Here is a 26096-nt window from a genome sequence, read left to right as displayed (position 1 = left end):
CTCACTTACCTCCCTTCGGCAGGCCGAGGATGCGTTCGGCGACGATGTTGTGCTGGATCTGGGAGGTGCCGGCGGCGATCGTGTAGGACAGCGACAACAGCCGGTCCAGGGTCCACTCCTGGTCCCAGTCGAGCGCGCCGACGCCGAGCACCTCGGAGGCGGTGTCGAACAGCTCCTGCCGCGCGTGCGAGTAGCGCAGCTTGAAGACGGAGCCGCCGATGCCGGGGACACCGCCCGCCCGCTGCGACTCGCTCACGTTCCACTGCGTGAGCCTCCACAGTGCGCGGAACTCGGCGTTGAGGCGGCCGAGCTTGCGCCGCAGCACGGCGTCGTCCCAGCGGCCGTTCTTCCGGGCCTCGGCGGCGAGTTCGCCGAGGACGCGGCGGCAGGCGACGACCTCGCCGACGAACGCGGTGCCGCGCTCGAAGGACAGGGTCACCATCGTGACGCGCCAGCCGTCATTCTCCTCGCCGACCCGGTTGGCGACGGGCACGCGGACCTCGTCGAGGAACATCTCGGCGAACTCGGCGGACCCGGCGAGCGTGCGCAGCGGCCGGACGGTGATCCCGGGCGAGTCCATCGGCATGGCGAGCCAGGAGATGCCGCGGTGCTTGGGCGCGGACGGGTCGGTGCGGACGAGGAGTTCGCACCAGTCGGCGACCTCCGCGTGCGAGGTCCATATCTTGGAGCCGCTGACCACGTAGTGGTCGCCGTCCCGGACCGCGCGCGTGCGCAGCGCCGCGAGGTCGGACCCGGCGTCCGGCTCGCTGAACCCCTGGCACCACACCTCGTCACCGCGCAGCACGGGCGGCAGCCAGCGCGCCCGCTGCTCGGCCGTGCCCTCGGCGGCGATGGTCGGCCCGGCGTGCAGCAGGCCGACGAAGTTGGCCCCCACATAGGGGGCGCCCGCCTTCTCCGTCTCCTCGAGGAAGATCAGGTGCTGGGTGGGCGTGGCGCCCTGCCCGCCGGCGTCGACGGGCCAGTGCAGGCCCGCGTACCCGGCGTCGTACAGCCGGCGCTGCCAGCCCATGTCGTAGACGCGGCGGCCCGGCCAGTCGTCCGGGGACGGCTTCGGCGGCAGGCCCGGCAGCACCGAGGCCAGCCACTCCCGAAGGCGTGCCCGGAACTCCTCTTCCTCCTCCGTGTACGTCAGATCCACGGCGTGGCCCTCACTTGTCGAAGTCGAGGTCGAGCATCCGGATCGCGTTGCCCCGCATGAGCTTGTAGATGGTCTCCTCGTCGAGGCCCTTCACATGGTCGAGGGCGACTTCCTTGGTGTTCGGGAAGGTCGAGTCGACGTGCGGGTAGTCCGTCTCGAAGGTCGCGTTGTCGCGTCCGACGACGTCGATCGAGGCGACACCGTGCTTGTCGCGGAAGAAGCAGCAGAAGATCTGCCGGTAGTAGTACGTCGACGGCGGCTCGGGGATGAGGTCGCGCACGCCGCCCCAGGCCCGGTGCTCCTCCCACACGTCGTTCGCGCGCTCCAGGGCGTACGGGATCCAGCCCATCTGGCCCTCGCTGTAGGCCAGCTTGAGGCGCGGGAACTTGACCAGGACGCCGCTGAAGAGGAAGTCCATCATCGACGCCATCGCGTTGTTGAAGCTGAGCGAGGCCTGCACGGCGGGCGGCGCGTCCGGGGACGCGGCGGGCATCTGGGACGAGGACCCGATGTGCATGTTCACGACGGTGCCGGTCTCCTGGCACGCCCTGAAGAACGGGTCCCAGTACCCGGAGTGGATCGACGGCAGCCCGAGGTGGGTGGGGATCTCGGAGAACGTGACCGCCCGGACGCCGCGTGCCGCGTTGCGGTGGATCTCGGCGACGGCGAGGTCGATGTCCCACAGCGGGATGATGCACAGCGGGATGAGTCGGCCGCCGCTGTCGCCGCACCACTCCTCGACCATCCAGTCGTTGTAGGCGCGCACGCAGGCGAGCGCCACTTCCTTGTCCTTGGCCTCGGCGAACGTCTGGCCGCAGAAGCGCGGGAAGGTCGGGAAGCAGAGGCTGGCCTCGACATGGTTGAGGTCCATGTCGGCGAGGCGGGCCTTCGGGTCCCAGCAGCCGCGCCGCATCTCGGCGCGGGTGATGCCTTCCAGGGTCATCTCGTCACGGTCGAAGCCGACGGCGGCGATGTTGCGCTTGTACGGGAACTTCAGGTCCTCGTAGATCCACCAGTCGGTGGGCGGACCGTCGGGGTCCATCGTGATCTGGTACTTGCCCGCCACGTAGGCCAGCTCGCCGATGCCGGCCGTGAGCGGCTGCGGCCCCCGGTCCCGGTACTTCGCCGGCAGCCAGGTCGAGAAGAGGTGCGCGGGCTCGATCACATGGTCGTCGACGCTGATGATCCGGGGCAGTTCCATCGGGTCCATCGTGTCCCCTCACCTGACAGTTTCCGATAGTGCTTCTGATGGTGTTTCTGATGGGTCGTCAGAAAGCAGGCTAGCTCCGCACCCCTGGACCGACAAGGCGCAGCGCTCTACGCTCTGCGCACGATCTGACTAACCGTCAGTTCAGTCGCCCGTTTCGAGGGGGAGCACAGTGAACGACACCGCACACGCCCTGGGCACCGCGGGCACGCTCTGGGAGCTGATCGAGCGCCGCGCCGCCCTCACACCCGACACCCCCGTACTCATCCAGGCGGCCCCCGGCACGGGTGACGCCGGCGACGACCGCACGCTGACCTTCGGCGAACTGCGCGACCGCGGCGAACGGGTCGCGGCGGGCCTGTACGACATGGGCGTACGCCCCGGCACGGTCGTCGCGTGGCAGCTGCCCACCCGTATCGAGACCGCGCTGCTGTCCTTCGCGCTCGCCCGGATCGGCGCCGTCCAGTCGCCCGTGATCCCGTTCTACCGGGACCGCGAGGTCGGCTTCGCGCTGCGCGAGTCCAAGGCCGATTTCTTCGCGACGCCGGGCGTGTGGCGCGGCTTCGACCACACCGAGATGGCCCGCCGCCTGGGCGCCCGCGGCATATTCGAGGCGTACGACGAGCTGCCCGACGGCGACCCGGCCGTCCTGCCCCCGCCGCCCACCGACGGCACGGCGGTGCGCTGGATCTACTGGACCTCGGGCACGACCTCCGACCCGAAGGGCGTCCTCCACACGGACCGCTCACTCATCGCCGGCGGCTCCTGCCTCGCGCACGCCCTGCACCTGTCGTCGGACGACGTCGGCTCGATGGCGTTCCCCTTCGCGCACATAGCCGGCCCCGACTACACGGTGATGCTGCTCCTGTACGGGTTCCCCGCGGTGATGTTCGAGCAGTTCGCGCTGCCCGACGCGCTCGACGGCTACCGGCGCCACGGCGTCACCGTCGCGGGCGGCTCCACCGCGTTCTACTCGATGTTCCTGACCGAGCAGCGCAAGGCGCCCGAGGAGAAGCTCATCCCGACGCTGCGCCTCCTCGCGGGCGGCGGCGCGCCCAAGCCGCCCGAGATCTATCACCAGGTCGTCCGCGAGATGGGCTGCCAGCTCACCCACGGCTACGGCATGACCGAGGTCCCCATGATCACGATGGGCGCCCCCGACGACACCACCGAGAACCTCGCGACGACGGAGGGACGGCCCCCCGAGGGCATGGAGATCCGCATCACGGACGCGGACGGCAAGCAGTTGCCGTACGGCGTGGACGGGGAGGTCAGGCTGCGCGGGGAGGCCGTGTGCCAGGGCTATCTGGACCCCGTGCAGTCGGCGGCCGCGTTCGACGAGGACGGGTTCCTCGTCACCGGCGACCTGGGCCACGTACGCGAGACCGGGCATCTGGTGCTCACCGGGCGGGCCAAGGACATCATCATCCGCAAGGGCGAGAACATCTCCGCCAAGGAGATCGAGGACCTGCTGCACACGCACCCATCGGTGGGCGAGGCGGCGGTCGTCGGGCTGCCCGACCCGGAGCGCGGCGAGCGCGTGTGCGCGGTCGTGCAACAGCGCTCCGGCGCCGCCGACCTGACCCTTCAGGAGCTGACGACGTATCTGCGCGGGGAAGGACTGTCCACGTACAAGCTGCCGGAACAGCTGGAGATCGTGGACGCCCTCCCCCGCAACGACACGCTGCGCAAGGTGCTCAAGTACAAGCTGCGGGAGCGCTTCTCGGTGTGAGCCGCGCGCCTACTGGGCGACGGTGAAGTACGAGGCGAAAGCTGCCACGATCTCGGGCTCCGCGATACGGCCGTCGCCGTCCGCGTCCAGCGCGGCGGCCGACGGGCCCGCGATCTCCGCGGGCACCCCGAGCGCCTTCAGGACGCGCTCGGTCTCCGCCGGGGAGACCGAGCCGTCCCCGTCGGCGTCCGCCACCGCGATCACGGCGTCCAGGAAGGGGCGGGCGATCTCGGCGAACCGGCCCGGGTTGTCGGCGAGACGCTTGACCGCGCCGCCCACGAACTCGTCCCGCGTGATGCGCTGGTCCCCGTCCCGGTCGGCGATCCCGGCCATTCCCTGCCAGAACGCCTCGGCCCCGTTGTAGAGGGCCTGACCCCGCTCGCACCGCGCCTTCAGACCGAACTCGGTGAGCAGCGCGGCGGCCGCCGTGCTGAAGTCCTCACGGGAGATGTAGCCGTTGCCGTCCTGGTCGAAGGTGGCGAAACGGGCTGCGATCCTGCGCTCGTACTCGGCACTGTCCATGGTCTTCGGGCCGCCTCAATTCTGCCGTTCGGATACGCGGCGCCCGCGGGCAGACAAGTGTTCTGCCAGCGGTTACCTGCTGTTCTGGCAGCGAGAGTACGACGCGGAAAGGCGGCTGGGGCCCGGTCAGGAGGACTTGTGTCCGGAACGGGAGATTTCCGCGACAACTTCCGCGTACGTGCCTCTGCGCGCCGGGTATGCGCGGGCGCGCGGGGACGGGGCGGGAGCCGGGCTCGGGCGGAGAGGTGCGTTCAGGTGGGGAGGCGTGACGTCACGCGGAGAGGGGGGACGCCTCGTCGCTCACGGCGGTCAGCACGTCCGGGTACACCTCGAAGAGGCGGCGGACGCCGAGCGCCCCGAGGACACGGTTCACGTGCGAGCCGTCCTCGGCTCCTTTGGCGGGCAGGATCAGCCGGAGCTCACCCCGGCACGACCGCATCAGCTTGCGGGCCGCGATCAGCACGCCGACCCCGCTCGAATCGCAGAACAGCACCTGCGAGAGATCGAGGACGACGTTGCGCCGGCCGTCCGCGACCGCGTCGTGCACATGCTGGCGCAGCGCGGGGGACGTGACGATGTCCATCTCGCCCGACGCCCGCACGACGACCCAGCCGTCCTGCTGTCCCTCGGTCACTCTGAGCGTCACGCGGCACGCCTCTCGCCGATCCGGAACCCCTGCTTACGCTTGCCTTCTTTCGCGGCTTCCCAGCCGCGAGGCGCTGAAACACCACTGCAGACGTATCACATTTATGCGGGTTAAGGCCCAAGTGTTCGGATTTTGGGGCCTGATCGACGCCGAAGGTCCGCACAACGTGACCATGCCCTTACCATCCGCATCTGTCGAGGTCCACCTTTGTGTCAAAGGCACGTGCGTTGTCGGTGGCTACGACTACATTCGAGGGGAAGGAACACGGTGAGGGGGCCGTATGGCCAAGGAAACTCCGACCCGGTGGGACCGGAGGATGCAGCAGCGGCTCGCGCACGGGGAAGCGGCCGCGCTCGGCGAGCTGTACGACCGCTTCGCGTCCCTCGTCCACGGGCTGGCGCACCGCGTCCTCGGCGACGAGGACGCGGCCGACCGCATCACCCGCGACGTCTTCACCCATGTCTGGGAGAACCCCGAGGCGTACGACCCCAAGCAGGGTCCGCTGCGTTCCTGGATCGCCACGCTGACCCACGGTCGCGCCGTGCAGCGCCTGCGCCAGACCGAGTCCGCCGCGCTCGTGCGCAGCGGGCACGGCACCACGGAGGACCTGGAGCGCAAGGTGCGGCACGCGTCCGCCGCCGCCCGCGCCGACTACATCGTGACGTCGATGCCGGCCCCGCTGCGTGCCGCGCTCGAACTGGCGTATTTCCAGCGCCGTGACTACCGCCAGACGGCGGTCGACCTCGGCGTCACCGAGGACGAGGCGCGCCGCCGCCTGCGCCTCGGCCTCCAACTGCTCTCCACGGCACACGACACGGGCACGTCCGGCACCCCGCCGGGACCTCCCGGGTACGGGAGGGCATTGTGAGCGGCCCCTCCCCCTTCAGCAACCGGGACGACTCGGACGAGCCGGAGGAGTTCGGAAAGCCCGCCCCCTCCGGCGGATCCGGGACCCCTGGCGGCCTCAGCGGCTTCGGAGCCCCTGACCACTCCGGCATCTTCGGGACCCCCGGCCGCTCCGGCGCCGCCCCCGACAGCGGCGCCAACGCCCGTATACCCACGCCCCGTTCCTCCGTGGAGGACACCGGGCGCCCGCTGCCGGACCACGTACGCGAGCCGCTCGTGCTTGAACACCGTGTCCTCAAGTCGCTCCTCGGCGCGTGGGCGCTCGCCGCGTGCTCGCCCGAGGAGAGCTTCGCCGTGGAGGACCACCTCGGCGAGTGCGGCCCGTGCGCGGAGGAGGCGCTGCGGCTGCGGGACGCGGTGGGGCTGCTGCACCCCGAGGAGAGCCTCGATCTCGACCCGATGCTGCGCTCCCGGGTCCTGGAGGGCTGCCTCACCCGCCGCCCGCCCCGCATCCCGGTCCCCGACTGGGCCACGCCGTACGACGCGGAGACCGCGCGCCTCGACGCCCTGCTCCAGGACATCGGCGAGTCCGAGTGGCACGCACCGGTACGGCTCCGCTGGTACGAGGGCGACGACCGGGTCAGCCGCAAGACGACGGTCGCGGGCGTGCTCACGCACCTGATGAGCGTGGACGGCCTGATCGCGGTGGCGCTCGGCCTCGACGACCCGCTGTCCGGCATGTCCCCGGAGGACCTCCGTACGCCGGAGAGCCGCACGGAGGCGTTCTGGCGGGCCTCGCACTTCCCGCCGGGGCGCGCCGCGCGCGGCCCGTGGCGCGACCAGTCGCACGCGGTGATCCGCACGGTGTCGTTCGCCGCCGACGCGAGCGGCTCCTCGAAGCGGCGCCCTTCGGGTCAACTCCCCGTGTCCTACGGCGACTTCATGCTCCCCATCCGCGACGCGATGCTGGAGCGGGCCTTCGAGTGCTGGGTGCACGCGGAGGACATCGCGGACGCGGTGGACTACCCGTACGAGCCTCCGTCACCGCGCCACCTGAACCGCATGATCGACCTGGCCGCGCGCCTGCTCCCCGACTCCCTGGCGGGCCGCCGCCGCGCGGGCCTCGCGTCACCGGCGCGAGGGTTGGTGGCCGCGGGGATGCCGGGCCGCACCCTGCGCCTTGAGGTCGAGGGCGCGGGCGGCGGCGAATGGCTGATCGCCCTGGACTCCCCGGCGGCCATTGGCTCCGCCGAGCACGAGGTGGCCCACGTTGCCCTGGACGGCGCGGAATTCTGCCGCCTGGCCGCGGGCCATGTGACTCCGGAGGAGGCGGCGGCGGGCCAGGACGGTGACCGGGAAGCGATCCACGACGTGCTGTACGCGACGGCTGGGTTGAGCCGGATGTAGCGTGCGGCTCGGTGGGGGCTGGTCGCGCAGTTCCCCGCGCCCCTAGAAGGCTTGCGGCTTCGCCGCGCCTTCCCCATCGGGGAAATGCGGCGCGCAGCGCCTGCATTTCAGGGGCGCGGGGAACTGCGCGACCAGCCACACTCAACCCGCACGCTCCCCCTACCCCTTGCTGACCGCCGCCAAAATCTCCGGCAGGCGGGACGCCGTCCGCGGCGCAGCCAAACGCAGGCCCGCCAATGTGACCAGCCCCCCGTACCCCGCTCCCAGCGGAAGCAGCACCCACGTCGCCGAAGTCGTGGCCGATACATGGAGCCAGATAGTGAAGGCGATGACCGGGGCGCACAGGAGCGCCGCCGCGACCATGCCGCCGAAGATCGAGATCCAGGCCAGGCCCGCCTGGCCGGGGACCACGTTCTTGTAGCCCTCCTGCGGGATCGAGTACGGGAAGCGCGCCGACGACCACGCGCCCGTCGCGAGCATCGCGCCCAGGAGGGCGAAGGACAGGCCCAGGACCTCGGGCAGGGCCCGCCAGTCGCCGAGTATGGCCGTCGTCACGACGGTGACAAGGGTCGCGTACGGCAGGGTGATCATCAGGAGGGCGAGCGCGCGGGCGCGGAGTTCGGCGTAGGCGTCGCGCGGTGAGGAGATCGTCATGGCGACCATCCAGAACGCCGACGTGTCCTGCCCGAACTGGTTGTACATCTGGATGCCGAGCATCCCGGCGGCGAAGCACGCGAAGTAGATGGAGCCGGTGCCCTGGAGGGCGTTGAAGACCGGCACGATGAGGCCGATGGCGAGCGAGGTCACCCACGCCGCCTTGGTCTTCGGGTCGCGCCACACGTACCGCAGCGCCCGCTCCATGACCGTCCCGGTGCGGCCGTCCGGCAGGAGGCGCGAGCCGCCGGTCGTGCGCCGGCCGCGCGCCGGTTCGGCGGCCTGGAGCGTGGATCCGTCCGGCGACGTCATGAGCCGGGTCAGGGCGCGCTGCCAGGCGTACAGAAGCCCGGCGAGCGCAAGCACGCACAGGGCGAGACGGGCCGCCCCGGCCACGTACTCGCCGCGGCTGACGGAGTCGACGGCGCCGATCGCCGACGACGGGGGGATCCAGGCCAGTACGTCACCCGCCGGGTCGAGCGCGTCGAGGCCGCCGGCCGAACCGAGCTTGCGCGCGCCGAAGTTGACGACCTGCGCGCCGACCGCGATGACGAGCCCGCTCAGGACGGCGAGGTCGCGCCCCTTGCGGGAGGTGAGCAGCCGGATGTTCACGGCGGCCACGGCACGGGCCAGCGCGACGCAGGTCAGCAGCGTGAGCGCGACGGCGGGCACGGCGACCACGTAAGCGGCGGTCCCGTGCGCCAGCGAGATCACCGCGCCGACCGCGAGACAGAGGGTGAACAGCGGGCCGATCCCGACGAGGGACGCGACGAGCAGCCCCCGTACGAGCGGGCGCGGCCGCAGTGGCAGCATCGCGAGGCGCGTCGGGTCGAGGGTCTCGTCACCGCTCGGGAGGAACAGCGGCATCACCGCCCAGCCGAGGCCGAGCACGGCGACGAGGATCGCGCAGACCGCCGCCGCGTGGGCGTTGCCGCGCAGGGCGATCAGGCCGAGCAGCTGGAGCGCGGCGAAGAGCAGGACGAAGACGAGCGAGGTGACGTAGGCGGCGCGGCGGCCCGAGGAGGCGCGCAGGCCGTTGCGCAGGAGCGCGAGCTTGAGCCGGACGAGGGTCGCGGTCGGCGCGCCCGGCGCGCGCACGGCGTCGCCGGTCACCGGGCGCCGCCCAGCCAGTCCAGGTCGGACGTCGTGTCACGGCCGCCTGCACCGACGAGTTCGAGGAACGCCCGCTGCAGCGAGGGCGCGTCCCCGCGTACGTCCGCGAGCGGGCCCTGCGCGCGGATCTGTCCCGCCGCCATGACGGCGACCCAGTCGCAGAGCGACTCGACGAGTTCCATGACGTGGGAGGAGAAGACGACGGTCGCGCCGGAGGACGTGTAGCGCTCCAGGACCCCGCGGATGATCTGTGCGGAGACCGGGTCGACGCCCTCGAACGGCTCGTCCAGGAAGAGCACTTCGGGGTTGTGGAGCAGCGCGGCGGCCAGGCCGATCTTCTTGCGCATACCGGTCGAGTAGTCGACGACGAGCTTGTGCTGCGCGCCCGCGAGGTCGAGTACGTCGAGCAGTTGGGCGGCGCGCTTGTCGACCTCGGCGCCGGGCAGGCCGCGCAGCCTGCCCATGTAGGCGAGGAGTTCGCGCCCCGAGAGCCGCTCGAAGAGGCGCAGGCCCTCGGGGAGCACTCCGATCCGGGCCTTGACCTCGACGGGGTCGCGCCACACGTCGTGGCCGACGATCTCGACGGTGCCCCGGTCGGGCCGCAGCAGGCCGGTGACCATGGAGAGCGTGGTGGTCTTGCCCGCGCCGTTCGGCCCGACCAGGCCGATGAACTTGCCCGCGGGCAGTATCAGATCGATCCCCGCGACGGCGACGCTCCCGCCGAAGGCCTTCCAGAGGTCCCGCACGCGTACGGCCGGTGTCCCGGCCCCCGTCTCCGGTCCCGTCTCCGTCTCGATCACTGTGCCCGCCGTCCCCTCGCCACCGTGGTCCTCCGTTCCCGCACGATACGTGGCGCGCGGGGACGGATGGGGGTGGCTTGGCGGGTGGGCTACCTGCGGCCTTCCCGCCCGCAGGCGTAGGCGAGCGGCGAGATGAGTTCCTCGGCGTCGGGGAGCCAGCGGTTGGCGGCGGTGGGGCGGCAGGCCCACTGGACGGCGCCCTGGCCGCCGAAGCGGGTGGGCGGCGCGGCGACGTAGGCACCCTCGCCGAGCGCGTTCAGGTCGAGGGAGGCGGGCGGCCAGCCCAGCTTGCGTACCAGGTCGGGGACCTTCGCGGCGGCGCCCGGCAGGACGAAGAACTGCATCCGGCGGTCGGGGGTGCAGGTGACCGGGCCGAGGGTCAGCTCCATGCGTTCCATGCGGGCCAGGGCCAGGAATCCGGCGGTCTCGGGGACGTCGATCGCGTCGAACGTGCGCCCCGTCGGCAGCAGGATCGAGGCGGTGGGCTGCTTGGACCACAGCCGGCGGGCGGCGGTCGCGCTCCCGGTCGCCTGGTTCGCCCAGTCCTCGCGCGCGGGGTGTGCGCCGGGGGCCGCGCACTTGGCGTCCCCGCAGGAGCAGCGCTGCCTGCCGTCGTCGACCTCCAGCCAGGTGCCAGGGAACACGTCCCAGTGGCGCTCTTCGGCATAGCGCACAGCCGCGTCGAGGAGGGCCTCTGAGCGCTGATTGGGGATCTGGGCGGGCGACGTGACGGGCGAGCTGACTGCCGAGGTGACTGCGATGGTCTCTTCCACGACGTTCTCAACTACCGCCGCCACCGGGGGTTACGGGCGTTCGCACGCGGGGCTCAGCAGCAAGGATCCTGCACGTGGGGCGCATCGGCGCACGGTCGGGGGCGCGCGGGAAGAACTGCCTCGGGAGGGGGGTGAACGGGTCCGGGTGACGGGACGCGCGCGGCGGTCCCCGGCGGGCGTCGCCGGGGCCTCTCCCGCGCCATGCCCCCTTTGTGACGCATCTTCCGTTTGGCGGCTGGGCATTGATCAATCCGAGGGCCCGTCCGATGGTCCACGGTGCACACAGGGGGTACGCCATGGCCGCCAGGCCTCTCGTCGCGCGACAGCCCAACGAACGGCTGCAGGCACTCATCCAGGAGGCGGGCTGCTCGAACGCCGGGCTGGCCCGCCGGGTCAACGTCTGCGGTTCGGAGCACGGTCTCGACCTGCGTTACGACAAGACGTCCGTGGCGCGCTGGCTGCGCGGTCAGCAGCCGCGCGGCCGGGCGCCGGGCATCATCGCCGAGGCCATAGGCCGCAAGCTCGGCCGTACGGTCACGATCGACGAGATCGGCATGGCCGACGGCAAGAACCTCGCGTCGGGCGTGGGCCTCCAGTTCTCACCGACCGTCCTCGGCGCGATCGAGCAGGTCTGCGAGCTGTGGCGCAGCGACGTGGGGCGGCGGGACTTCCTGGCCGGGTCGTCGGTCGCGTCCTCCGCGCTCGTCGAGCCGAGCCGCGACTGGCTGATCTCCCTGCCGGACTCGCAGGTGGCACGGTCGGCGGGGCCGCGGGTCGGGTCGTCGGACGTGGCGGCCGTGCGGGCGATGACCAGGTCCCTGACGGACCTCGACCATCAGTACGGCAGCGGACATGTGCGGCCGGTGGTCGTGCACTACCTGAACAGCGTGGTGTCGGGCCTGCTCGCGGGCTCGTACCGGGAGGCCGTCGGGCGTGAACTGTTCGCCGCGGTCGCCCGGTTGACGGAGCTGGCCGGTTACATGGCCGTCGACACGGGCCAGCCGGGGCTCGCCCAGCGGTACTACATCCAGTCGCTGCGCCTCGCGCAGGCCGCCGGGGACCGCGGTTACGGCGGGTACGTACTGGCCGCGTCCATGAGCCACTTGGCGGCGCAGCTCGGCAACCCGCGCGAGATCGCCCAGCTCGCCCGCGCCGCCCAGGAAGGGACGCGCGGCCGGGTCACCCCGCGCGCGGAGTCGATGTTCTACGCGGCCGAGGCGCGCGGCCACGCGTTGCTCGGGGACGCGCGGGCGACGCAGGCGGTGGCGGGCAGCGCACTGGAGGCGCTGGAGCGGGCCGAGCCGGAGTCGGGCGACGACCCGGCCTGGATCGCGCACTTCGACGCCGCTTATCTCGCCGACGAACTGGCGCACTGCTACCGCGATCTGGGGCAGGCGGAGGCGGCGCGGCGGCAGGCGGAGGCGTCGCTCGCGGGGCATCCGGAGTCACGGGCGCGGCGCCGGGCCATCGGTCTCGTGCTGCTCGCTACGGCGCAGGTGCAGCAGCGCGAGGTCGAGCAGGCCTGCCAGACGGGGACGCGCGCGGTCGAACTCCTCGGCACGCTGCGGTCCAACAGGGGCGCGGAGTATCTGGACGACTTCCGTCAGCGCCTTGAGCCGTACCGGGACGAGCCGGTGGTGCGGGAGTTCGGGGCGCGACTTGAACTACAGGCGGCGTGACGCGCCACGTTCACGCGGGCGGCGGCCGATGTAAACGGCGGCCAGGGGCGCGGATCTTCGGGCAGCGCCCGGCGGACGTACTCGTGAAGCTTCTGTGACGGATGCCTCAACCCGCCTGTGCAGGGCCCAGAACAGCGTTTCAGAGGGTTGTTCCGTTACTCGAAGGCCCCCGGAAGCTGTAGGGGACACGAGCTGCGTGGCACTGGTGTGCGGGGACCCGGTAGCGTGACCCGACGATTCCGAAGGTCCCCCATTGGCAGGAGTCCCGGTGACGCAGCAGAGCGGACAGGGCGAGGATCCGCACCTTCCCTCGGTGCGGCACGCGCACGAAGGCGTCGTGCTGCCCGCAGACGGCGGCGAGCCCTTGCTGCCGGGAACCTTCGGCGACCAGGCACACGCCGCCCCCGCCGGCGGCTCCCCCTGGGGCCAGCCCTGGGGGCCCGAGACCCCGCAGCACGCCGGGCAGATGCCGTCGTACGAGTGGGGCACGCCCTCCGCGTCGCCCGCGATGCCGCCGCAGGAGGCGCCGCACACCGCGGCCCCGCTGCCCCCGGCCCACGCGCCCCAGCAGCAGCCGTACGCCGCGCCGCAGCAGTCCTACGGCGGAGCGCCCATGCCGCCCGCCGGTGCCCCGGCCGCCCCCATGCCGCCGGCCGCGGAGCCCTACGGGTCAGCCCCGATGCCGCCCGCCGCCGCGTCGGAGGCGACGCAGTACATACCGCCGCAGCACATACCGGCGCAGGACATACCCGCGCAGGCCGCCGACGCGGACGCCACGCAGCTCATATCGCCCCTCGGGCCCGGCGCCCTGCCGCCCGAGGTGCCCGCCGACGCCACCCAGTTCCTGGGCCGCGCGAACGCACCCGCCGCGCCCCAGCAGCCGCCCGCGCAGCCCCTCGGCGGAGCGCCGATGCCGCCGGCCGGCGCCGACAGCGAGGCCACGCAGTACATCGCCCCCGTGCCGTCCGCGCCGCCGAGCGCGCCCTACGGCATCCGGCCCGGCGCCCCCGGCGACCGGCAGCCCCCGGCCGAGTTCGACAGCCTCTTCCGCACCGAGCCCGAGCCGGACTCCCCCGGCGCCACGCAGCAGATGCCGCGCTTCGACCCGCGCGCCGGCGCCCCGGGCGCACCGCCCCCCGGCGCGCCGCCGCAGGGCGCGTACGAGCCGCCGGCCGGCCGGGCCGCCGCCCGCCAGAGCCAGGGCAAGGACCGTTCCCGGATGCCGCTCGTCGCGGCGATCGGCGTGGGCATCCTCGTCGTCGGCATCGGCGCGGGCGCCCTCATCGGCAGCGGCGGTGACGGCAGCAAGGCGAACGACGCCAAGCCTGCTGCCGCGACCGCGCCGAGCGAGTCCGCGTCCCCGGCCGCCGACCCCGCCAAGGCGCAGGCCGTCGCCCTGGACAAGCTCCTCGCCGACTCGAACAACAGCCGTTCCACGGTCATCCGCGCCGTCGCCGACATCGGCGCCTGCCGGAACCTCGGCTCGGCCGCGACCGACCTGCGCGACGCCGCCACCCAGCGGAACTCGCTGGTCACCCGGCTCTCCGGCCTCTCCGTGGACAAGCTCCCGGACAACGCCGCGCTGACCCAGTCCCTCACCAAGGCGTGGCACGCCTCCGCCTCCGCGGACAGCCACTACGCGGCGTGGGCGGACCAGGTCGGCGGCAAGAACGGCTGCAAGAAGCACCACGCCCGGGTCACCCAGGAGCGCCACGCGGGCGACCAGGCCAGCGGCACCGCGTCCACGCAGAAGACCGAGGCGTCGAAGCTGTGGAACGCGATCGCGGCGAAGTACAGCCTCCAGCAGCGCAGGCCGTTCGAGCTGTAGCCGCTGCGACGCCCGGCGGGGTCACCACCCCTCGGGCGTCGCCTCCAGCGTGCGCGACACGTCGACGAGGCCGCGGCGCGCGGCCACGAGGCGGCCGTCGCGCACGATCTGGAAGGTGACGTCGGCGTTGACGAGCCGGGGGAAGTCGCGGACGGCGATCATGTCCTCGAACCGCCAGCTCAGCGTCGGCGTGAGCCCGCCCGTACGCACCTTCAGGCCGCCGTCGAGCGCCGTGCGCACCGTGTGTGCCGTCACCTCGCCGTCGCCGAGCGACTCGACGACCTGCTTGAGGACGGTGTAGGCGATCCACGTCGTCTGCACACCGGCGTCGGCAGGGTCGATGCGGTTGTCGCCGAACGCCTGCTCGTTGATGACCTGGCGCATCGTCGCCCACCGCCGGTCGGTCGCCACCGGGTACCAGCCGGTGACGTAAGCCCCCTCGTAGACGCCCGACCGGCCGCCCGAGCGGTCGATGACGGTCTGGTCGACGCTGCCGAGCACGGACGCGATCCGCACCTTCGGATACTCGTCGCCCGCACGCCGGAACGAGTCGAAGAACGTGTCCGTACGGTCCCCGAGCACCGCCGTCACACACCCCTTCGCCGTCGGGTCCGCGCCCGCGGCGGCCAGCGCCTGCCGGGCCTGGTCCGTGTAGTCGGTGGCGTCCTCGGCGGCGCGTACGTCGGCCGCCCGGCCGTGGCCCGCGGCCAGACCCGTGTCGAGGAGCAGCGGCAGCTGGTCGCCGGCGACGGTGTCGGGCCGCACCAGCGAGGTGCGACGGCAGCCCGCGGCGGCGAGCTGCCGGCCGTTCCCGGCCATGAGCGCGGGCTGGCCGCCGTTGACCGGGTACGACAACGGGCTGGCGAACTCCTGGTCGGTGACGCCGTAGCCGCCGAGGTAGGGGATGCCCGCGGATTCGAGGGGGCCGAGGAACGAGGGGGCGTGCTGGCTGTAGGAGCCGACGACGGCGACGACCTTGCGTTCCACGGCGTCGCGGGCGCAGCGGGCGGCGCCGACGGTGTCGTTGTCGTCGTTGCAGGTGAGGACCTTGAGTTGGCGGCCGTCGATGCCGCCGTGGGCGTTGACCCAGCGGGCGTAGGCCCGGGCCATGGCGGGCATTCCGGGCATGTTCGTCGCGGCGGTCCCCTCGGGTGCCCAGGTCATGACGGTGACCGGTTCCCTGGAGCCCGCCGTGGTCCCGGGGATGACCCCGCACCCGGCGGCGAGCGACGCACAGGCCGCCCACACCCCTGCCATGAGAAGGGGACGGGCTGTACGCAGGGTGGTGGAGCGGCGCCGGGCAGTCATGGATCTGCACGATTCCGCCGCACCTCTAACCCGCGTATGACCTGCGGTCAACGTGCGGTGACGCGGAGGTGAATTACGGGGGGCCGGGCGTTCCGGCGAGCACGGCACGTACGATCGATGACCGTGCAAAGCTCGGAGAAGTCTTCCCGCCGCGGCCGTCGCTCCTCCACCATGGGCGACATGCCACTCAACGACATGCCGTGGTGGCGCTGGCGCAGCAATGTGCGCTCCGCGCTGCACATGCTCTCCGACCCCGCGTTCCAGCGGGACGTCTGGCTCGCGGGCGTGGACGGCTTCGGGGACGTCACCGACGCCGTGTACCGCCTCGTCGAGGACACCTGGCTCGACAACTGGTCGGCCGAGAAGTACGTCGGCACGATCTTCCGCGACTCCCAGGAGGCGGCGCTCGTCGACGCCGCCGTCCTGCGCGTCCTGCGGATCATGCATCAGGTCGGCCCGGACGCCCCCGTGTCCGCCTATCTCGACCACCCCGGGTGGCCGGAGGCGGTGCACGCGGCGCGGGACGCGCACGTGCTGCTCGCCACGAGCGACGGCGACGACCCCGACGCGGCGCCCCGCACCCTGGAGATCCTGCGGATCATGACGCGCGCGGCCTGAGACCGCGCCCGGGCGTTCCGACCTGCGGGACGGCCCTCCGGTACGGCGTGCGCGTATGGGACCCTTACGGGATGAACGAGCAGTCCCCCGCGTCCGGCGTCGCCGGTGCCGAGCAGTACGTCCTGACGCTCTCCTGCCCCGACAAGCAGGGCATCGTGCACGCCGTGTCGAGCTATCTCTTCATGACCGGCTGCAACATCGAGGACAGCCAGCAGTTCGGCGACCACGACACGGGCCTCTTCTTCATGCGGGTCCACTTCTCGGCGGACGCCCCCGTCACCGCGGAGAAGCTGCGCGCCAGCTTCGCGGCGATCGGCGACTCCTTCCACATGGACTGGCAGATCCACCGCTCGGCCGAGCGGATGCGCGTCGTCCTGATGGTGTCGAAGTTCGGCCACTGCCTGAACGACCTGCTGTTCCGTGCCCGGATCGGCGCCCTGCCCGTGGAGATCGCGGCGGTCGTCTCGAACCACACGGACTTCGCCGAGCTCGTCGCCTCGTACGGCATCCCCTTCCACCACATCCCGGTGACGAAGGAGAACAAGGCGGAGGCCGAGGCGGAGATCCTCGACCTGGTGCGCTCGGAGAACGTCGAGCTGGTCGTCCTCGCCCGCTACATGCAGGTCCTGTCGGACGACCTGTGCAAGGCGCTGAGCGGCCGGATCATCAACATCCACCACTCGTTCCTGCCGAGCTTCAAGGGCGCCAAGCCGTACCACCAGGCGCACACCCGCGGTGTGAAGCTGATCGGCGCGACCGCGCACTACGTGACGGCCGACCTCGACGAGGGCCCGATCATCGAGCAGGAGGTCGAGCGCGTCGGTCACGACGTGACGCCGGACCAGCTCGTGGCGATCGGCCGCGACGTGGAGTGCCAGGCCCTGGCCCGCGCCGTGAAGTGGCACGCGGAGCGCCGCATCCTGCTCAACGGGCACCGCACCGTCATCTTCAACTGAGCCCTAAGGCACGGGCCCCTGATCCCTTACGGGGCTCCGCCGAGCCCTTACGGGCGCCCCTAGGGGGCCCCGCACAAACGCAGACGACCCGCGAGCCTGGTTTCCACCCGTACGGGACGGGCGGAAGCCGGCCGGACGAAACCGGCGGCTCGCGGGTCGGGCAACTGCTTGGGATTGGGCCGGCTGCACGCTCTCACGTGCCGGTCCGGCGCCGAAACCGAGATGCGACGCCGGGCTGCTAGCCCGCAGTCACCTCACGCGTCCGGAACTTGTACATCGGCCGAACCACCTCCCTTCTTGTGTGCTCACCACGATAGGAACGGGCCGTCGAGCGTTCAACCGAATTAATCCCGCCCCTCTGTCCGGCCCGCCCTCAGGTCGTAGGCTGTGATCAAGGAAAGATTTTTATTTCCCCGAACTCCGTGTGTGCTGCGTCACGTTCGAGTTGAATGATCTGACGTGCGAATCACGCGGACACAGCCTGCAGGGGGTGCCAGGTGAGTGCTTCCCGGCGTAGTGGGGCCACCGACGAGCTGGGGCCGGGAGAGCCCGAGCGGGACGGGGCCGATCTTCTTGCCGCGCTGCTCGACGGCATGGACGCCGCGCTCTGCGCGTTCGACGCCGACGGGATCGTGACCCATTGGAACCGCGAGGCCGCGCGGATCCTCGGCTGGTCGGCGGCGGAGGCCGTGGGGCGGCGGGGGTTCTCGGGGTGGGCGGTGCGCCCGGCCGACGCCGACGAGGTCGAGGCACGCCTGATGGCCGCGATGCGGGCGCCGGGCCGGCAGGTGCACGAGTTCGCGCTGCTCACCAAGGACGGCGGCCGGGTCCTCGTCCGTACGCAGTCCGCCGCCGTGCGCGGGCCCGACGGCAAGCCGGCGGGACTGTACTGCGCGTTCAGCGAGGTGCACACGCAGATCGACCTGGAGCGGTCGATCGCCCTCAGCGAGGCCCTGTTCGAGGACGCGTCGTGGGGTGTCGTCCTCGTCGACGCCGACCTGCGGCCCGCCGTCGTGAACGCGCACGCCGCGCGGGCGCTCGGCTCCGGCCGCACCGGGCTCCTGGGCCGCCCCCTCGGCGAGCTGATCTCGCAGGGCGTCGAGGAGCTGGAGAGCGCGCTCGCCCATGTCCTCGCGGAGGGCGCGCCGCCGGCCCCCGCCGAGCTGTGGGTGACGGTACGGCGCCCGGACGGCGACGCGCGCCGGTGCTGGCGCAGCGGCTTCGTGCGGCTGGCCTCGCCGCTGGCCGAGGAGCCCGTACCGCTGGGCGTCGGCTGGCTGTTCCAGGACATCACCGAGTCGAAGCGGACGGAGCAGGAGGCGGCGCAGCTGCGGTTCCGGGCGAACCAGCTGCACCGGGCGGCGCGGGCCGCCGCCGAGTGCGAGGACCCGGCGGAGGCGGCGACGACCCACCTGGACTTCGCGCTCGCCGGGTTCGCCGACCACGCCCTGATCGACCTGGTCATCGGCGACGAGCAGACGGAACGGGACGGCGACCGGACGGGTCCGGTCCGTCTCACCCGGGCGGCGTCGACCCCTACGGGTCCCTCGGGGCCGAGCCTTCAGGTGTCGCGGACGTCGCTTCCGGTGCGCTACCCGGAGGGCCATCCGGCGCTGCAGTGCGTGGACCGGGTCGGCTCGGTGCGGGCCAGCGCGAGCGGGCGCGACACTGCGAAGAACCGCGAGTGGGCGGAGGCGAGGCAGTGGCCGGACGGCACGGTGCACGCCCTGTGCGCGGTGCTGCGCAGCCGGGGCCGCACGCTCGGCGTCGTGACGTTCCTGCGGGGCCCGAGCCGGTCCCAGTTCGAGCGGGCGGACGCGACGTACGCGGAGAGCGTCGCGGCGCGCATCGCGGGGACGCTGGACCTGGCGCGGGTGCTGGACCGGTAAGCCTCTGAGGGACCTGGTCAAAGCCGGTGAGCCGGGCCCCCGGTATCAGTGCCGGTAGAAGATCCGGTCCCCGTACTCCGCGAAGACGCGGCCGTTCCACTCGTGGCCGCCGTCGACGTTGCCGGAGCGCAGGAGGGGCGGCTGGATGCCGCGGTCGGCGAGTTCGGCCGCGGCGGTCGCCATCGTGGCCTGCATGAGGGCGCTGGCGATCATCGTGGACGCGGGTCCGAAGGGGGCGTCGACGGCCTCGTGGGTGAGTTCCGCGTCCCCGACCTCGATCTTGGAGTCGAGGACGATGTCGCAGTGGTCCCGCAGGAAGGTCCCCGACGAATGGCGGGACTTCGTCTCCTCGGCGTACGCCACCGAGGTCACGCCGATGACGCGCAGGCCGAGGGCGCGTGCGTTCATGGCCATCTCGACGGGCAGGGAGTTGCGGCCCGACAGGGAGATGATCACGAGGGCGTCACCGGCGCGGGCCGGGCTGGAGTCGAGGACGGCGCCGGCGAGCCCGTCGACGCGTTCGAGGGCGGAGCCGAGCGTCGCGGGCATCACGTCGACACCGACGACACCGGGTACGGAGAGCAGGTTCATCAGGGCGAGGCCGCCCGCGCGGTAGACGACGTCCTGCGCGGCGAGCGAGGAGTGCCCCGCGCCGAACGCGAAGAGCCGGCCGCCGTCGGCGACCGTGTCGGCGATCAGCGTGCCGGCGGCCGCGATGTTGCGGCCCTCTTCGTCGCGCACCCGCTGGAGGAGGCCGATCGCGGCGTCGAGGTACTGACCGGCCAGCTTGCTGTCGCTCATCGGCGGAGCCCCTTCTTCGTGCTTCGTGCTGATTCTTCGTACCTTGTTCTTCGGGCCGGGTTCATGCCCGGCCACTGTCCCGCCACCGCCCCGTGTGGCACGGTCGGCAGGTGGCACTGTCCGTATGACGGGGCTCACGGTGCGGTCCAGACCAGTGCTCTGTCAATACGTTCCCCCGCCCCGCATGGCCCGGGTTCCCACGGCACGGCACGGTTGTCGGTGCCATGCGTCAGAATTGGTGCAGGGCCAGCGCACGCGCTAGCGGTGAGCTAGCAGAAGCAATCGAGGGGCACGAATGTCCGGACTGATCGACACCACGGAGATGTATCTCCGCACCATCCTCGAGCTCGAAGAGGAAGGTGTGGTGCCCATGCGCGCCCGGATCGCGGAGCGGCTGGACCAGAGCGGACCCACGGTGAGCCAGACGGTGGCGCGCATGGAGCGCGACGGACTGGTGGCCGTGGCGACGGACCGGCACCTGGAGCTGACGGACGAGGGCCGCCGCCTCGCCACGCGCGTGATGCGCAAGCACCGCCTCGCCGAGTGCCTGCTCGTCGACGTGATCGGCCTGGAGTGGGAGCAGGTGCACGCGGAGGCCTGCCGCTGGGAGCACGTGATGAGCGAGGCCGTCGAGCGCCGCGTCCTGGAGCTGCTGCGGCACCCCACCGAGTCGCCGTACGGGAACCCGATCCCGGGCCTGGAGGAGCTGGGCGAGAAGGACGGCGCGGACCCGTTCCTCGACGAGGGCATGGTGTCCCTGTCCGACCTCGACCCGGGCCCGGACGGCAAGACGGTCGTGGTCCGGCGCATCGGCGAGCCGATCCAGACGGACGCACAGCTGATGTACACGCTGCGGCGGGCCGGCATCCAGCCGGGTTCCGTGGTGAGCGTGACGTCGTCGCCGGGCGGGGTCCTGGTGGGCAGCAGCGGCGAGGCCGCGGAGCTGGAGGCGGACATCGCCTCCCACGTGTTCGTCGCCAAGCGCTGACCCGCCGCCCCTCTCCCACGACACCCACGTCACACGCTTCACCCGCCCGACGCCCCCGCGCCGGGCTCGCCGACGCGCCAACTCCCTTATCCACAGGGCAGGTTGGGGCGTCGTCGTGTTTCCGGACCGCGTTCCCCGGTCGCGTTCCGGTCGTGTTTCTGAGAACTGCCGAAGAATTGAAGATTCCCGGTGCAAGGTCGCAGCGCGACGGCGATACGCGTGCGACTCTGTCGCTGGGGGCACGGATTTTTTGGGGGGCGGGGAGATGCGCCGACGCACTCACACGGACAGGCGTACCCGAATAAGCGGGCGTAGCCGGACAGTCGGGCGTACTCGAACAGTGGGGCCCGCGGGGCCCACTCATACAGAGGGCCCCGGCGCCTTACGGCGCCGGGGCCTGTCCTCCCCTGTGCTGACCCGGAGCCCCGAGCTCCCAGGGTCATCCCCTCCGGACCGATTTCCCCGAGCGGTCCGCCTCCCGCAGAAGCCTCCCCAGGGCGCCGCAGGGCAATCCCCGGGCGGCGTCACACGAACGAGGGGTGTTGCCGCGAAGAACCGCTCTTTCGAAAAAGGGTTCGATAGCGTGCGCGGGTACGTGACCGGAGCGCGACCACAAGGGGGTGCCGGCCCATGGTGCGGCGTATCGACGTGACCGGGTCGGGCGGCGTGCGGCTCGCCGCCTGGGAGTTCGCCGACCCGCCCAAGCCCGCCGAGGCCGGCCGCCCACCCGGCGTACTCCTGCTGCACGGCCTGATGGGCCGGGCCTCTCACTGGGCGGCCACCGCCCGCTGGCTCGCCGAGCGGCACCGGGCCGTCGCGCTCGACCAGCGCGGCCACGGCCAGAGCCAGAAACCCCCCGACGGCCCCTTCGACCGCGAGGCCTACGTCCAGGACGCCGCCGCAGCCCTCGTGCAGCTCGGCCTCGCGCCCGCCGTCGTCATCGGCCACTCCATGGGCGCGCTCACCGCCTGGCAGCTCGCCGCCCGCCACCCCGACCTCGTACGGGCCGTCGTCATCTGTGACATGCGGGCCTCCGCGCTCGGGGCGGCGTCGCAGCGGGAGTGGGAGGACTGGTTCGAGGCCTGGCCGCTGCCGTTCGCGACGCTGGCCGACGTACGGAAGTGGTTCGGCGAGGACGACCCCTGGGTGGAGCGGCCGCATCCGCCGCGCGGCGAGTTCTACGCCGAGATCATGGCGGAGAGCACCGACGGCTGGCGGCCCGTGTTCGACCACCGCCAGATGCTGACGTCCCGCGCGACCTGGGTGTACGACGCGCACTGGGAGGAGCTGGCGCAGGTCGGCTGCCCCACCCTCGTCGTGCGCGGCCTCGACGGCGAGCTGGGCCGCGCCGAGGCCCAGGAGATGGTCCGCGTCCTGCCCCTCGGCGAGTACGCGGAGATCGCGGACGCCGGACACCTGGTCCACTACGACCGCCCGGACGCGTGGCGCACGGCGATCGAACCGTTCCTTACGGGAGTCCTGACCCCGTAGCCGTCCCCGTGTCAGGGCGCGAGGCGTTCCACGTGCCAGGTGCCGGGGTCCTCGACCTCGTGGACGTAGCGCAGGCGGTCGTGGAGGCGGTTCTCGCGGCCCTGCCAGAACTCGACCGTGCGCGGGGTGACGCGGAAGCCGCCCCAGTGCTCGGGGACGGGGACGCTCTCGCCCTCCGGGTAGCGCGCCGCGAGCTCGGCGTACGCGGCGTCGAGCTCGTCGCGCGCGCCGAGGACCTTCGACTGGGGGCTCGCCCACGCGCCGAGCTGCGAGCCGCGCGGGCGGGAGCGGAAGTAGGCGGCCGTCTCGGCGCGGCTCGTCTGCGTGGCGGTGCCCGTCACGATGACCTGGCGGGCCATCGGGTGCCAGGGGAAGAGCAGCGCGATCTGGTGGTTGGCGGCCAGGTCGCGGGCCTTGCGGGAGCCGTAGTTCGTGTAGAAGACGAAGCCCCGCTCGTCGTAGCCCTTGAGCAGGACCGTGCGCGAGCTGGGGCGGCCCGCCTCGTCCACCGTCGAGACGACCATCGCGTTCGGCTCGTAGAGGATGCCGCTCGCCCGGGTGGCCTCGTTGAACCACCGCTCGAACAGCTCCATGGGCTGCGCGGGGACGTCCTCCTCGCGGAGCCCGTCACCCGGAGGGAGGTAGTGCTCGCGCATCGCTGCGAGGTCAGTCGGCGCGTGGTGGTCGTGGCTGCTCACGCGGCCATCCTGCCGTATGGGCCGGGGCGGCCCGCCGGGGGAGGCACCCTCTCGTATGGCACTCGGTGCCGCGAATGCGCGCCGGGGATGGCACCGAGGGCATGAGTGCGCGCCGGACGGGGAATCACCGTGGAGACCGATCCGGTCCGCTCCAGTCCGCGAACATCATGAACCCCCACGAGGAGCCGCCTGATGTCCGACTTCGCCCGCGGTACCGACCCCGGCTTCGTCCCCGGCCTGGAGGGAGTCGTCGCGTTCGAGACGGAGATCGCCGAACCGGACAAGGAGGGCGGCGCACTGCGGTACCGGGGCGTCGACATCGAGGATCTGGTCGGCCACGTCTCGTTCGGCAACGTCTGGGGCCTGCTCGTCGACGGCGCCTTCGACCCCGGCCTGCCGCCCGCCGAGCCGTTCCCCATCCCCGTCCACTCCGGCGACATCCGCGTCGACGTACAGTCCGCGCTGTCCATGCTCGCGCCCGTGTGGGGCCTGAAACCGCTGCTCGACATCGACGCGTCGCAGGCCCGCGACGACCTCGCGCGCGCCGCCGTCATGGCCCTCTCGTACGTCGCCCAGTCCGCCCGTGGACAGGGCCGGCCGATGGTCCCCCAGAGCGAGATCGACAAGGCGGACACCGTCGTCGAACGCTTCATGCGGCGCTGGCGCGGGGAGCCCGACCCCAAGCATGTCGCTGCCGTCGACGCGTACTGGACCTCTGCCGCCGAGCATGGCATGAACGCGTCTACGTTCACCGCCCGCGTCATCGCCTCGACCGGCGCCGATGTGGCCGCCGCGCTGTCCGGTGCCGTCGGCGCCATGTCCGGCCCGCTGCACGGGGGTGCGCCCTCGCGTGTCCTCGGGATGATCGAGGAGATCGAGCGCACGGGGGACGCGGAGGCGTATGTGCGGCGGGCGCTGGACAAGGGGGAACGGCTCATGGGGTTCGGGCACCGGGTGTACCGGGCGGAGGATCCGCGGGCCCGTGTTTTGCGGCGCACCGCCCGCGAGCTGGGCGCTCCGCGCTTCGAGGTGGCGGAGGCGCTGGAGAAGGCGGCTCTCGCCGAGCTGCACGCTCGTCGGCCCGATCGGGTGCTGGCGACCAACGTCGAGTTCTGGGCGGCGATCGTGCTGGACTTCGCGGAGGTACCGGCGCCTATGTTCACGTCGATGTTCAGCTGTGCTCGGACGGCGGGGTGGTCGGCGCACATTCTTGAGCAGAAGCGGACGGGGAGGCTGGTTCGGCCTTCGGCGCGGTATGTGGGGCCGGGTTCGCGTGACCCGCGTGAGATTGAGGGGTACGGGGGGATGTCGGGCTGAGGTTTGCCTCCGGCGGTTTTCTTCCCCAAGCCCGCCCCTTCCCGAACTGGGGCTCCGCCCCAGACCCCGCTCCTCAAACGCCGGAGGGGCTGATAAATCAGCCCCGAATCCAGCCTGTTGGGGGTCCCCCCGGACGGAGTCTGGGGGAGTCTGAGGACGAGCCCGGAGGGCGATTCGGGGGCCAGGGGCCGGAGCAGCTTGGATTTTCAGCCCGTCCGGCGTTTGAGGACGAGCCCGGAGGGCGATTTCGGGGGTCCAGGGGGCGGAGCCCCTTGGTTTCGGGAAGGGGCGGGGTTGGGGAAAGTTCAGGCTTGCAGCGCCGCCTCCACCAGCACCGTCCACTGCGCCACCACCCGCTCCCGCCGCCCCCCGTCATCCGTCAGCAGATTCGCAAGCCCAAGCCCCCGCGCCATGTCCAGCAACCCCTGAATCGTCTCCCGCACCCCGGGACGGGACTCGTCCGCGTTCAGGAGTTCCACCGCGATGCGATGCGTCTCGCGACCGACCCGCGCCTCCAGTTCCGTCACGCGCACGCCAAGCGCCGGCTCGTTAGACGCCGCCACCCACAGGTGCAGCGCCGCCCGGAACAGCGGGCCGGTGTAGAGATCGACCAGGGCCGCAACGACCGACGCCCGGTCCTGCGCGGGCAGCCCCCGCAGCGCAGTCGACCGTTCCTCCGCCACATACTCGACGGCCGCCGTGAACAGGTCCTCCCGGGTCGGGAAGTGGTGCTGGGCCGCGCCCCGCGACACCCCGGCCCGTTCCGCCACGACGGACACCGTCGAGCCGGCCCACCCGTATTCGGCCAGGCAGGCGACCGCCGCTTCGAGGAGGCGGCGCCGAGTGGCGCGGCTGCGGTCCTGCTTGGGGGCGCGCTCCACCCCCGTACCGGATGAGGTCACAGCACCCATGCGGGATCCCGTCGTTCGAGGAAGGCCGTCATCCCTTCGCTTGCCTGCGCGGAGGAGAAGAGCCGGGCCGAGAGCGCGCTCAGGTCGGCCGCGTCCCGGTCGAAGGCCTCCAGCACCTTAGCCGTGAGCAGCCGTTTCGTCTCGGCCAGGCCCTGCGGGGACGACCGGCGCAGCCCGTCGAGCACCGGGGCGAGCGCCGCGTCGACGTCCGCCCCGGTCACCGTGAGCAGGCCTATGCGCGCCGCCTCGTTCGAGTCGAAGCGCTCGCCCGTGAGGTAGTAGCGGGCGACGGCCCTCGGGTCGGTGCGCGGCAGCACGGTCAGCGAGATGACGGCGGGCGCGACCCCGATGCGCACCTCGCTGAACGCGAACGACGCGTCGCGCGAAGCGCCCGCGATGTCGCACGCGCCGAGCAGCCCGAGCCCGCCGGCGCGGACGTGCCCGGTGATGCGGGCGACGACCGGCCGGTCGAGCGTGACGATCCGCCGCAGCAGCGCGACGAGCGCCTCCGGCGGCGGCGGATCGCGCAGGTCGGCGCCCGCGCTGAACGTGTTGCCGGTGTGGGTGAGGACGACGGCCCGTACGGAGTCGTCCTCGCCGCACCGCGTGAGCGCGTCCGTCAGCTCGCCGACGAGCCCGGCCGACAGCGCGTTGCGGTTGGCCGGGGAGTCGAGCGTCAGGGTGGTGATCCCCCGCTCGTGCGAGGAACGGACGAGGGGCAGGGGCTCCGCGGCGCTCACCAGATACCTCCAA

Annotated in this window: 23 protein-coding genes; 11 read left to right on the top strand and 12 right to left on the bottom strand. The window is 72.2% G+C overall.

Going from position 1 to position 26096, the window contains the following annotated elements; translation table 11 throughout:
• Position 1: 1 nt before the first annotated feature.
• Together ABZ893_RS16130 and ABZ893_RS16125 are read right to left on the bottom strand one after the other, a co-directional pair.
• Positions 2–1159 carry an acyl-CoA dehydrogenase gene (locus ABZ893_RS16130; RefSeq protein ID WP_361403042.1) on the bottom strand — a complete coding sequence of 386 codons (1158 nt, stop codon included), beginning with the start codon at positions 1157–1159 and terminating at the stop codon, positions 2–4.
• A gap of 10 nt (positions 1160–1169) precedes the next feature.
• Positions 1170–2360, bottom strand: coding sequence for an amidohydrolase family protein (locus ABZ893_RS16125; RefSeq protein ID WP_361403039.1), 1191 nt, complete (start codon positions 2358–2360; stop codon positions 1170–1172).
• Between the two features lie 178 nt (positions 2361–2538).
• Here ABZ893_RS16125 and ABZ893_RS16120 point away from each other — a divergent pair, with 178 nt between their 5' ends.
• Positions 2539–4098 carry an AMP-binding protein gene (locus ABZ893_RS16120; RefSeq protein WP_361403036.1) on the top strand — a complete coding sequence of 520 codons (1560 nt, stop codon included), beginning with the start codon at positions 2539–2541 and terminating at the stop codon, positions 4096–4098.
• 9 nt (positions 4099–4107) lie between these two features.
• Here ABZ893_RS16120 and ABZ893_RS16115 read toward each other — a convergent pair whose 3' ends face one another.
• Both ABZ893_RS16115 and ABZ893_RS16110 read right to left on the bottom strand, forming a co-directional pair.
• Positions 4108–4620 carry an EF-hand domain-containing protein gene (locus ABZ893_RS16115; RefSeq protein ID WP_361403033.1) on the bottom strand — a complete coding sequence of 171 codons (513 nt, stop codon included), beginning with the start codon at positions 4618–4620 and terminating at the stop codon, positions 4108–4110.
• A 271-nt stretch (positions 4621–4891) separates the two neighbouring features.
• A complete protein-coding gene (locus tag ABZ893_RS16110) occupies positions 4892–5266 on the bottom strand; it encodes an STAS domain-containing protein (RefSeq protein WP_361403030.1) in 375 nt (124 codons plus the stop codon).
• A gap of 280 nt (positions 5267–5546) precedes the next feature.
• On the opposite strand from ABZ893_RS16110, the gene ABZ893_RS16105 reads away from it, so the two are divergent.
• Positions 5547–6134 carry a sigma-70 family RNA polymerase sigma factor gene (locus tag ABZ893_RS16105; RefSeq protein ID WP_361403026.1) on the top strand — a complete coding sequence of 196 codons (588 nt, stop codon included), beginning with the start codon at positions 5547–5549 and terminating at the stop codon, positions 6132–6134.
• Between the two features lie 128 nt (positions 6135–6262).
• Complete coding sequence (locus ABZ893_RS16100) at positions 6263–7519, top strand: MDMPI N domain containing protein (RefSeq protein ID WP_361403565.1); 1257 nt, start codon at positions 6263–6265, stop codon at positions 7517–7519.
• Between the two features lie 159 nt (positions 7520–7678).
• Here the strand turns inward: ABZ893_RS16100 and ABZ893_RS16095 are convergent, their stop codons facing one another.
• The 3 genes from ABZ893_RS16095 to ABZ893_RS16085 form a co-directional block, all read right to left on the bottom strand.
• A complete protein-coding gene (locus ABZ893_RS16095) occupies positions 7679–9286 on the bottom strand; it encodes a transporter (protein WP_361403023.1) in 1608 nt (535 codons plus the stop codon).
• Complete coding sequence (locus ABZ893_RS16090; RefSeq protein ID WP_361403021.1) at positions 9283–10086, bottom strand: ABC transporter ATP-binding protein; 804 nt, start codon at positions 10084–10086, stop codon at positions 9283–9285. The genes ABZ893_RS16095 and ABZ893_RS16090 overlap by 4 nt, the downstream gene beginning before the upstream one ends.
• A gap of 89 nt (positions 10087–10175) precedes the next feature.
• On the bottom strand, positions 10176–10859 hold the full coding sequence (locus ABZ893_RS16085) for a bifunctional DNA primase/polymerase (protein WP_361403018.1): 684 nt from the start codon (positions 10857–10859) through the stop codon (positions 10176–10178).
• 296 nt (positions 10860–11155) lie between these two features.
• Between ABZ893_RS16085 and ABZ893_RS16080 the strand changes: the two genes are divergently transcribed.
• Complete coding sequence (locus ABZ893_RS16080; protein ID WP_361403016.1) at positions 11156–12538, top strand: transcriptional regulator; 1383 nt, start codon at positions 11156–11158, stop codon at positions 12536–12538.
• A gap of 268 nt (positions 12539–12806) precedes the next feature.
• Positions 12807–14366 carry a hypothetical protein gene (locus ABZ893_RS16075; protein WP_361403013.1) on the top strand — a complete coding sequence of 520 codons (1560 nt, stop codon included), beginning with the start codon at positions 12807–12809 and terminating at the stop codon, positions 14364–14366.
• 21 nt (positions 14367–14387) lie between these two features.
• On the opposite strand, the gene ABZ893_RS16070 is transcribed toward ABZ893_RS16075, so the two are convergent.
• The gene (locus tag ABZ893_RS16070) at positions 14388–15674 is read right to left on the bottom strand and encodes an ABC transporter substrate-binding protein (protein WP_361403009.1); all 1287 of its coding nucleotides are present in this window, start codon (positions 15672–15674) and stop codon (positions 14388–14390) included.
• A gap of 117 nt (positions 15675–15791) precedes the next feature.
• Between ABZ893_RS16070 and ABZ893_RS16065 the strand changes: the two genes are divergently transcribed.
• The 3 genes from ABZ893_RS16065 to ABZ893_RS16055 all read left to right on the top strand — a co-directional run bounded on the left by ABZ893_RS16065 (position 15792) and on the right by ABZ893_RS16055 (position 19137).
• The gene (locus ABZ893_RS16065) at positions 15792–16292 is read left to right on the top strand and encodes a hypothetical protein (protein WP_361403006.1); all 501 of its coding nucleotides are present in this window, start codon (positions 15792–15794) and stop codon (positions 16290–16292) included.
• 71 nt (positions 16293–16363) lie between these two features.
• The gene (gene purU, locus ABZ893_RS16060) at positions 16364–17248 is read left to right on the top strand and encodes a formyltetrahydrofolate deformylase (RefSeq protein ID WP_361403002.1); all 885 of its coding nucleotides are present in this window, start codon (positions 16364–16366) and stop codon (positions 17246–17248) included.
• Positions 17249–17745: 497 nt separating this feature from the next.
• On the top strand, positions 17746–19137 hold the full coding sequence (locus ABZ893_RS16055; RefSeq protein WP_361402999.1) for a PAS domain-containing protein: 1392 nt from the start codon (positions 17746–17748) through the stop codon (positions 19135–19137).
• A 45-nt stretch (positions 19138–19182) separates the two neighbouring features.
• Here the strand turns inward: ABZ893_RS16055 and ABZ893_RS16050 are convergent, their stop codons facing one another.
• Complete coding sequence (locus tag ABZ893_RS16050; RefSeq protein WP_361402996.1) at positions 19183–19938, bottom strand: SIS domain-containing protein; 756 nt, start codon at positions 19936–19938, stop codon at positions 19183–19185.
• Positions 19939–20233: 295 nt separating this feature from the next.
• Here ABZ893_RS16050 and ABZ893_RS16045 point away from each other — a divergent pair, with 295 nt between their 5' ends.
• Both ABZ893_RS16045 and ABZ893_RS16040 read left to right on the top strand, forming a co-directional pair.
• A complete protein-coding gene (locus ABZ893_RS16045) occupies positions 20234–20926 on the top strand; it encodes a metal-dependent transcriptional regulator (protein WP_361402993.1) in 693 nt (230 codons plus the stop codon).
• A gap of 630 nt (positions 20927–21556) precedes the next feature.
• The gene (locus ABZ893_RS16040; protein WP_361402990.1) at positions 21557–22417 is read left to right on the top strand and encodes an alpha/beta hydrolase; all 861 of its coding nucleotides are present in this window, start codon (positions 21557–21559) and stop codon (positions 22415–22417) included.
• Positions 22418–22428: 11 nt separating this feature from the next.
• Here ABZ893_RS16040 and pdxH read toward each other — a convergent pair whose 3' ends face one another.
• Complete coding sequence (pdxH, locus tag ABZ893_RS16035; RefSeq protein ID WP_361403562.1) at positions 22429–23073, bottom strand: pyridoxamine 5'-phosphate oxidase; 645 nt, start codon at positions 23071–23073, stop codon at positions 22429–22431.
• A gap of 234 nt (positions 23074–23307) precedes the next feature.
• On the opposite strand from pdxH, the gene ABZ893_RS16030 reads away from it, so the two are divergent.
• The gene (locus ABZ893_RS16030) at positions 23308–24432 is read left to right on the top strand and encodes a citrate synthase 2 (protein WP_361402987.1); all 1125 of its coding nucleotides are present in this window, start codon (positions 23308–23310) and stop codon (positions 24430–24432) included.
• A 305-nt stretch (positions 24433–24737) separates the two neighbouring features.
• Here ABZ893_RS16030 and ABZ893_RS16025 read toward each other — a convergent pair whose 3' ends face one another.
• Both ABZ893_RS16025 and ABZ893_RS16020 read right to left on the bottom strand, forming a co-directional pair.
• Positions 24738–25343 carry a TetR/AcrR family transcriptional regulator gene (locus ABZ893_RS16025; protein WP_361402984.1) on the bottom strand — a complete coding sequence of 202 codons (606 nt, stop codon included), beginning with the start codon at positions 25341–25343 and terminating at the stop codon, positions 24738–24740.
• On the bottom strand, positions 25331–26083 hold the full coding sequence (locus ABZ893_RS16020; protein ID WP_361402981.1) for an enoyl-CoA hydratase family protein: 753 nt from the start codon (positions 26081–26083) through the stop codon (positions 25331–25333). Before ABZ893_RS16020 ends, ABZ893_RS16025 begins: the two co-directional genes overlap by 13 nt.
• Positions 26084–26096: the final 13 nt, after the last annotated feature.

Source organism: Streptomyces sp. NPDC046821 (assembly GCF_040645335.1).
Taxonomy (GTDB): Bacteria; Actinomycetota; Actinomycetes; order Streptomycetales; family Streptomycetaceae; genus Streptomyces.
This window is presented reverse-complemented; position numbering and strand designations above follow the sequence as displayed.

Excerpts from the sequence above, each read along its gene's own strand:
- ABZ893_RS16125 (WP_361403039.1), bottom strand. The coding sequence starts at position 2,360 with ATGGAACTGCCCCGGATCATCAGCGTCGACGACCATGTGATCGAGCCC.
- ABZ893_RS16115 (WP_361403033.1), bottom strand. The coding sequence starts at position 4,620 with ATGGACAGTGCCGAGTACGAGCGCAGGATCGCAGCCCGTTTCGCCACC.
- ABZ893_RS16105 (WP_361403026.1), top strand. The coding sequence starts at position 5,547 with ATGGCCAAGGAAACTCCGACCCGGTGGGACCGGAGGATGCAGCAGCGG.
- ABZ893_RS16080 (WP_361403016.1), top strand. The coding sequence starts at position 11,156 with ATGGCCGCCAGGCCTCTCGTCGCGCGACAGCCCAACGAACGGCTGCAG.
- ABZ893_RS16070 (WP_361403009.1), bottom strand. The coding sequence starts at position 15,674 with ATGACTGCCCGGCGCCGCTCCACCACCCTGCGTACAGCCCGTCCCCTT.
- ABZ893_RS16065 (WP_361403006.1), top strand. The coding sequence starts at position 15,792 with ATGACCGTGCAAAGCTCGGAGAAGTCTTCCCGCCGCGGCCGTCGCTCC.
- purU (WP_361403002.1), top strand. The coding sequence starts at position 16,364 with ATGAACGAGCAGTCCCCCGCGTCCGGCGTCGCCGGTGCCGAGCAGTAC.
- ABZ893_RS16050 (WP_361402996.1), bottom strand. The coding sequence starts at position 19,938 with ATGAGCGACAGCAAGCTGGCCGGTCAGTACCTCGACGCCGCGATCGGC.
- ABZ893_RS16045 (WP_361402993.1), top strand. The coding sequence starts at position 20,234 with ATGTCCGGACTGATCGACACCACGGAGATGTATCTCCGCACCATCCTC.
- ABZ893_RS16040 (WP_361402990.1), top strand. The coding sequence starts at position 21,557 with ATGGTGCGGCGTATCGACGTGACCGGGTCGGGCGGCGTGCGGCTCGCC.
- pdxH (WP_361403562.1), bottom strand. The coding sequence starts at position 23,073 with ATGCGCGAGCACTACCTCCCTCCGGGTGACGGGCTCCGCGAGGAGGAC.
- ABZ893_RS16030 (WP_361402987.1), top strand. The coding sequence starts at position 23,308 with ATGTCCGACTTCGCCCGCGGTACCGACCCCGGCTTCGTCCCCGGCCTG.
- ABZ893_RS16025 (WP_361402984.1), bottom strand. The coding sequence starts at position 25,343 with ATGGGTGCTGTGACCTCATCCGGTACGGGGGTGGAGCGCGCCCCCAAG.